Raw genomic sequence first — 5,789 nt, 5'->3', positions numbered from 1 at the left:
GGAGAGGTTTTTTTTCAGGTTAAAAATAACTTTTTATTAGCTTTAATCCCCCCTATCTCCCTATCTCCCTATCTCCCCACCTCCCCACAAATGACGTTTTAGTCGGACGCAAGAAACAGCCCTGCCCAAAATTGGGGGGCTAGGGGGGCAAAATCATACCCATAATCAGCAACGCCGAAAATCTGGCTAGTGGTGCGTTAGGGGAGCCCTCATTTTCGGCATCCTAGCCAGTTTTAGGACAGCCCGCCCGAAAATTGTAACGGGCAAGATGCCCATTCCACCCACGGTGTCAAACAGCAAAAATGAGATGCACCCAAGGAGGTAGGGAGAATTAGAGCATAATTATTTCTGGGATCAGCTAATCACCTAATTGATTATCAAAGTTAGAGCTGATAGGTTCTTTCAAAATCATTAACCAAAATCATTAACAATGACAAGGCAAGTCACTCCAGAATAAATACCTGCTATTCAAATAGGGGCTATCATTGCATATATTATTGTTTGATTTTCTAGTATTTGGTTTATTGAATCTACTGTTTGTGACATTAGGGAAACAAAAGATAAACTGACCGTACTGTTGGGTATAGGGAGCAGGTCAAAATTGTAGAACAGATGAACTATATACTATCACAGCAAGCTAAAACACATGAGGGGGCTATAGCTTGAGTACAAATGTTCTGCATAAGTGACATGCTCCCTTTGCCACCCGACGTGATCGCTAACTTTTTCAAGCAAAAAAACCTAAATTATAACACTGATTAAAATTTCTCTATTTACTCTTTTATTAGGTTAAGTAATTTCGTAATAATAACCGTATAAAGTGGTTATAAATGACCTAATCAAAAGGGTTAAGGCGCAAATCGTGCGCCCTTAAGTTGTAAGCATTCAGCCGTCAGCTATTTTCTTCAAAAGCTGTTCGCCTAGGGTGCGCATAGCGCATAGCGCATAGGCTGATAGCTGATAGCTGATAGCACCTCAAGTAGCACCATCTGTAGCGCTTAAGCTGATAGCTGATAGCTGATAGCTGAATGCTTACCTTAAGTTTGATTGGTGTGAGAAGCACTATAGCTACTATATTAACTCCTAACATTTAGCTGTATGGCCAGATTGGCGCGAAGTTAAAACCTTTCGCCAATCTGGCTGCTAATAATTGGCATTTTTTTCCATACTACTTGAGTTGCAACCGATTTATTTAGTTAATTTCCGGAGGTTTTAACCATGAATATTAAGTTGTTGAGCCAATTGTAATAGAGCCCTCTTTCCCCATAGAAATCAAAGACCCCAATCCTTTTGTATTTACCGGCTGCAAAGGAATGATGTTGGAGGATTTTGAGAATCTTCCTGTTATAACAACAAAAGTTGAACCTATAGCAATTGTGGGTCTATAAAAGGAGATATTCCTGTCATCCTTAGTTGAGGATAACTCCGATAATCCCCCTTCAAGGCACTTCACCATCATTTAGTCATAAAGACGCTTGAGCGAACCCTATACTCAGTATTGACTACACTTCCAATGACTATCGAGAAGAATGCCCGGAATAGGGTTGGATTAAGGCATCATCAATCCCTTGTTTTTCAACTGATGGGGTGAAATGGGCTTACTGAGTCCCGCCTCTTCTGCATACTTTGCCAAAATCTTTCTGATTCCCCGGTCGCTATACTTACGTTTCCAGAACAACTCAAACAGGTAGGTAGCTTCCTGAAGTTGTTAGAGAGGAAGCCGAGGAAACTCCCGTTGTCAAAGGATTTCAGTGACGTTGGCACTTCGTGAAAGCTTCTCTAGCATTACGCCAAAATCTCAGGGGCTCAGTGGGACGAAAGGAACGTCCCTCAAGTACTCAAGCATCGGTGCGCTTACCTCAACGGACAATTTTTAACTTGAGTCTTACAAAACATCCCATGCACTCAGTGGGAAGTGTGGGAAGTGTGGGAATTTTTGCCCGAATTTTTACCTAATTGCATGCATTGAGATGCACCCATGGGCGTTCCAAACCGTTAAAGACATTTACTGAGACTTTAGAAGCTTTTCGTAGTGCCATGTCTTGCCGCGCATGTCCGTTGGCTCCAGGAAAATCAGGACGTATTTGTCAAGTATAAAGCTAGTTTGGGCTATATTTGGGCTTGAATTTTGCTAAAGTCCCAATATTTCGGCTATGCCCCCTGGTTACTGGGTCGGGTGGAGAGAAGAACCTCGCTGCGCTCGCGAGCCACCTCTGGCGGCTCCACGCTCAGTTTTAGGTTGGGGAGTTTGTTTCAAGTTAGTGAGGTATATCTATCTACGTTAACTGTTGAAAATACACACCCGATACTTGGGTGCCCCAAATATAGGTTTGACCTTTTTAAAGAATGAAGATATAAGGCCAAACTGAGACAACTGAGACTAAAACTGAGACAACTATTATTCCAACTTATGCTATGTAGCGCTTCTGAATAGGATTAATTTCATTAAAAACTGAGACAAAAACTGAGACATTAGACTCTGATCCGAGAGGTATTCTAGAAATATAGACACCTTAGACAAATAGGGTGAATCTCCCTGAGCATAACAATTGTAATCAATAAGGAGTAAATGACTTGGCAGAGATCATTGGTAATAACTTAGCCAACTCGATTGTTGGAACCCCTAATAACGATACTATCTTCGGTAGAGGTGGCCACGATATCCTGACTGGTCGCGCTGGCAATGACTTATTGAATGGTGGTACTGGCCGCGACATAATGTTTGGTGGTCCGGGCGATGATATCTTTGTGGTTGACAACGTAGGGGATAGGGTTGCCGAAAACAGGAATCAGGGTATAGATACAGTCTCATCCTCCATCAGCTTTAACCTAGGAACCATCCCTTATGAAATAGAAAACTTGACCCTGACTGGTAATGCTTTATTTGGCTCCGGTAACAACCTCAACAACGTCATCCGTGGTAACAATTTAAACAATTTCCTTAGGGGGTTTTCAGGTAATGACTCCTTGTTTGGGAATGCTGGTAATGACAACCTAATTGGTGATAGTGGTAACGACTTATTGAATGGTGGAAGAGGCAACGACAATTTGAATGGTGGTACAGGAAACGACAACCTCATTGGAGGTCCAGGCGACGACAACTTCATTGGAGGTTCAGGCAATGACATCCTTTTAGGAAGTACTGGCAACGACAATTTGAATGGTGGTACAGGCAATGACCAGATGTCTGGTGGTACGGGCGATGACATCTATGTAGTTGACAACGTGAGGGATGTGGTCACCGAATTCCGTAATCAGGGTACTGATACAGTCTTATCCTCCATCAACTTTACCCTAGGAGCCAACCTGGAAAACTTGACCCTGACTGGTAATGCTTTATTTGGCTTCGGTAATAACCTCAACAACGTCATCCGTGGTAACAATTTAAACAACTTCCTTAGGGGGTTTTCAGGTGATGATTTCTTGTTTGGAAATGCTGGTAATGACAACCTGCTTGGTGAATTTGGCGACGACTTATTGAATGGTGGAGCAGGAAACGACTTATTGAATGGTGGAACAGGTAACGACAACCTCTCTGGAGGTCCAGGTGACGACCAATTCATTGCAGGTTCAGGCAATGACACCCTTTTTGGAGGTACTGGCAACGACAATTTGAATGCAGGTTCAGGCAATGACCTGATGTTTGGTGGCACGGGCAATGACATCTATGTGGTTGACAACGTGAGGGATGTGGTCAACGAATTCCGTAATCAGGGTACTGATACAGTATTCTCCTCTATCAACTTCACCCTAGGAGACAACCTAGAAAACTTGACATTGACTAATAGTGCTATCGGCCAAGGTAATAACCTCAACAATATCATTCGTGGTGGCAATTCAAACAACTTCCTTAGGGGGTTTTCAGGTAATGACTCCTTGTTTGGTAATGCTGGTAATGACAGTCTAATTGGTGATAGTGGTAACGACTTCCTCATTGGTGATCGTGGTAACGATACCCTAGTTGGAGGTGTGGGTTCAGATACCCTTAACGGTACTAATAGTGTTCTGGACGGTACTGGTGAAATTGATATCCTAAACCCTGGTAATGATTCTGCCCGTGACTTGATTATTCTGGGTGATAGTACCTCTGTTTATTACAACGGTAATGGGGAAGATTTTGCTGTTATTGACAATTTCGACCGAAGTTTCTTCGGCGGAAATAACTCAGACAAAATCCAAATTTCAGGGTCATTGTCCAATTACAGCTTAAATTCATTCACAGGTATAAGAGCTGGTGTTAATATTGTCAAAGGTACTCGCATTAGCTTAGGTGCAAATGATATTGCTTATGTTGATTCTAATGGTTTACTGACAGCTAATGACTTTGTGTAACTGGGTGACAAGTCGTATTGTTTACTTGACCCACTCTCTGAGTTTAGGAACTTCCTAAAAAAACTCATCCAAAAGACATCTCCAAAAATTAACTTCAAACCCTTGTAATGTCTGGGTCAAAACCGATTTTATAGAGATGTCTTTTAGGTGTACCTACTTCAAATTGCGGTACTTCTAAATTTTTTTAAAAACCCACCTCTTAGAGGCGGATTTTAGCTTTTATAATTTGAACCCAAGCTACCATCAGGCTGCTTCTGATTTCACTAGTTGCGTTACCAGAGTATGAGCTTGCTGATATATTGAATCCTTCCGTCCGGTTTTGGAAGTACTCCAAGCTCGTTCAACAGTTTTAGGTACGGATAGAGTTTCAGCGTAACAGGTCAACGCAAAGTAAACCTACTAAAATATCGTGGTATTTCTTATGGGATAGCTGATTTAGGATATGATTTCAATCCCAGTCGCCCCCCCCAATTTTGGATGAAACAAAACTCTTAAAGCCCCCGGTAGCGCTAGCCACCAGAGTTTTTAAACAAGATAAGACAACTTAATCAAAAAACCATTGCGGACTATGAGAAATACACCTTTTGTGATCTCCCGCCGGTCGGAAAGACATATGAGGTAAAAGGTTTACGCCCGGCACTTTTGAGATTTTAAATCCTGAACATTTGAAAAAGCAATCGCATCTCCGAAATCCCATATCTTATGTGTACCACACAAAAACAAATATAGGATACCCACAGTAGTTGTACCCCACCATAGACACTGTAAATTTACATCGTGGGTCATAAGGCATCAATTAACTTGCGAAGGTTATAACTATCAGTTACATCCTTCACTTCCTGTTATTTTTATCATTCATAAAAACATAATAAAAAGTGAATTTTAAGAGAAATTAGAGCTTAATTTTAAATACCAATAACGCCCATTAAAGGTATTAGGTATTAGGGATTAGGGTCACGCTGATAGCTGTTCGCGTAGCGTGACCGTAGGTCAATCACTGACAATTATGGCGCTATACAAAAAAAAGCCTGCACTCAGCAGGCTACCGATGTTTTCAAAAAGATTTAGTTGATATAACTCTGGTCAAGTCCAAACCATAAATCAACCAACCACAATGTACTCACTATTCACAGCAGCAGTTAGTGTGCCCTGATCCAGCAAAGCCTGATAAACCATCGCAGCTACCTCACCACGAGTGGCCTCACCCACGGGATTGAGTTTCCTCTGGTCAGGGGAATTGACCACAATCAGTTTTTTAGTAGCGGTTATTACTTGATCTGTGGCATAGCTGGGAATATCTCCTTTGTCATCATAGAGATCTAAAGCATTGGGATCCGATTCTTTTAAACCCAAACCATTTACTAAGGAAACAATTACATCCGCTCGCTTAACATTATCGGCTTGTCCGAAGTTGCCATTAGCGTAACCAGATAGGAATCCACCACGATAGGCTTTTT

The 5,789-nt window shown here is 41.8% G+C and carries 3 protein-coding genes and 1 pseudogene; 3 read left to right on the top strand and 1 reads right to left on the bottom strand.

All coding sequences use genetic code 11. The features are described from left to right. Window positions 1-1,767: 1,767 nt before the first annotated feature. The 3 genes and pseudogenes from F6J99_RS41010 to F6J99_RS41000 all read left to right on the top strand — a co-directional run bounded on the left by F6J99_RS41010 (window position 1,768) and on the right by F6J99_RS41000 (window position 4,332). The gene (locus F6J99_RS41010; RefSeq protein ID WP_293122154.1) at window positions 1,768-1,956 is read left to right on the top strand and encodes a hypothetical protein; all 189 of its coding nucleotides are present in this window, start codon (window positions 1,768-1,770) and stop codon (window positions 1,954-1,956) included. 30 nt (window positions 1,957-1,986) lie between these two features. After that, window positions 1,987-2,125, top strand: a pseudogene (locus F6J99_RS41005) (IS701 family transposase); the annotation flags it as partial. 449 nt (window positions 2,126-2,574) lie between these two features. Continuing rightward, on the top strand, window positions 2,575-4,332 hold the full coding sequence (locus F6J99_RS41000; RefSeq protein WP_293122151.1) for a calcium-binding protein: 1,758 nt from the start codon (window positions 2,575-2,577) through the stop codon (window positions 4,330-4,332). Between the two features lie 1,101 nt (window positions 4,333-5,433). Here F6J99_RS41000 and F6J99_RS40995 read toward each other — a convergent pair. Continuing rightward, window positions 5,434-5,789 (bottom strand): S-layer homology domain-containing protein (locus tag F6J99_RS40995; protein ID WP_293122149.1); only part of this gene is annotated, 356 nt, incomplete at its 5' end.

Origin of the sequence: Moorena sp. SIO4G3 (assembly GCF_010692305.1) — a bacterium.
GTDB lineage: Bacteria > Cyanobacteriota > Cyanobacteriia > Cyanobacteriales > Coleofasciculaceae > Moorena > Moorena producens_A.
Note: the sequence above shows the minus strand (reverse complement) of the source record. Positions and strands in the feature narration are given on the sequence as shown.